This is a genomic window from bacterium, from assembly GCA_030247525.1.
Classification (GTDB): domain Bacteria; phylum Electryoneota; class JAOADG01; order JAOADG01; family JAOADG01; genus JAOTSC01.
Genome location: JAOTSC010000287.1, coordinates 1 through 1,982, shown reverse-complemented (window position 1 = coordinate 1,982; position 1,982 = coordinate 1). Strand labels below are relative to the sequence as shown.

Genomic DNA, 1,982 nt, shown 5'->3' with positions numbered 1-1,982 from the left:
ACGTAATACTATTGCTTTGACGTGCTTGTTCTTGCGTGCGGCACGAATCGCTTTCACCATCGTTTCGCTGCCCATCGTGCGACCACCAAAAATTCCACTACTCGATCTGCCGGTTTTTATTTCACCAACGGCATACACGACAGCAATTTTCGGCTCCATCGGGCGATCCCAACGGGGATCAATTTCCGGTTCCATGAAGTACGAAGACGCACTCTGAATCTTAATCTTCTTGTTACCATACAAGTCTTTAAAGGTCTTTTCGACTTCGTCGGCATACAGGGTACCGTCGACTAAATTCGCTTCTTTTGCGCCTGATGCGAGATAGGGACCATCGTCGATCTTTCTCTTCACATCGTCGACCGACCAACCACGATTCTGGGCAATCATCTCGGCGAATTGCCGGTAGAGGTCACCAAAGAGCCATTCACGTTGGGCACGGTCTTCCGCAGTCATGTGCGATTCGGACAACATGTTGCCGGCAGTCTTGTGGGGGCCGCTGTTATCGACTTCCACTTCAACGCCCAGCTTATCAAGGGTACCTTTTAGGAAAAGACCACCTGATGCAAATCCTACCAAAAAAATATCGCCTTCTGGATGGATATAGAGTTTATCGGCGAGCGATGCTAATGCATACCCGCGATTGTTAAGCGACTTCGTGTAGATGTAAATCTTCTTGCCAGCGGCTTTGAATTTACGCAGTTCACGGGTGACTGCCTGCAATTTTGCCATGCCGATGTTCAGTTCATTTACTTCCAACACAAGACCTTTGACATCCTTGTCCTTGGTTAACCGGCGAATCTTTTCGAGGAATTTTTCCAGTTCGGGGTTTCGCTGGGCAAAGAAACTAAACGACGCTTGTTGGTCGTCGAATGCTGACGGCATCTTCATTTTCACAAGTTTTGGTTGAAACTGAACTGGCAATGACAACATGCCATCAGATTCATACAGTATATAGCTTAAGCCGCCTTGGGTCTTTTTATCATCGGAACGGGTGCTGTGATGTATTCGGGTATGCTGGGAAGCAAAGCCGATTCCAACCCGCATTTCTTTATACTCACTTGCATATTGGGCAAGAATTTGCACGCCATCGATCGGTTCAACTTCAATGTGATAGCGGGGATCCATCTTGTCACCGTATTTCCTGGCAACTGGATGGAGGCGACTATCCAATTCATACCACGTAATATCTGCTCCGACCGATACTCGATGACCATGTTTCCAACTGGTCAGTGCCAAGGGACGGAAACCAAATCCAGCGTCGAATGCAGCTTTTTGTTTGATATCGTTGTAGCGCGGTTGATTAGCATCGCGGGCGACAGCGCCAACCGATAACCATGAATAAGGTCTGACTAATAGACCGAATGACCATGAATTCTGTTGGGGAATGTTCTTCGAGTAACGATACCGAGCGCCAAAATAAACGCCATCTTCTAATTCAACTCCCATACCCCAATTATATATGCGAGGTTTCAACGCACCGGTCGGTACATCATTGATGTACTCACCCGACCATGCGAACGGACCGGCGCGAACAGCGAATGCGCGATCCTTCAGAAAATCCTTGTCGTCGGATGGAACCATTGCGAGAAAACCGAAGCTTTCGGTTATCCCTAATGCCGCTGGGTTTCCCCATAAAGCCAGTGTTCCATTGGTCATCGCCATCGAAGTAATCGGATGGGAACTGATACCGATACCGTTAATCTGCGATGGTTGATTCGTTTGCGCAATTGCTGATCCAAACAAGAGTGTTGCTATCAGCAATACAAGTAATGTGTGAATTCGTTTCATGGTTACCTCAAATGTCAAACCTGCATAGAGATCAAAGTACACGCGCTGTCCTGATCTCGTTCGATTAGTGCAAGGTAATGCATTTTCGGTTGCAGTCGACATTTGAGATAAATCCATGAAGTGTTTAGCACACAGTTTTATACTGCTTGCACTATCGGAGAACCGCTGTTTCATAAACTGGCAGTTCTATTCGT

General features: G+C 47.1%; 1 protein-coding gene. It reads right to left on the bottom strand.

From position 1 onward, the window contains the following. Positions 1 to 1,788, bottom strand: a 1,788-nt coding sequence (locus OEM52_15045) for a S49 family peptidase (protein ID MDK9701450.1), incomplete at its 3' end; no start/stop codon positions are given. Between the last annotated feature and the right edge of the window lie 194 nt (positions 1,789 to 1,982).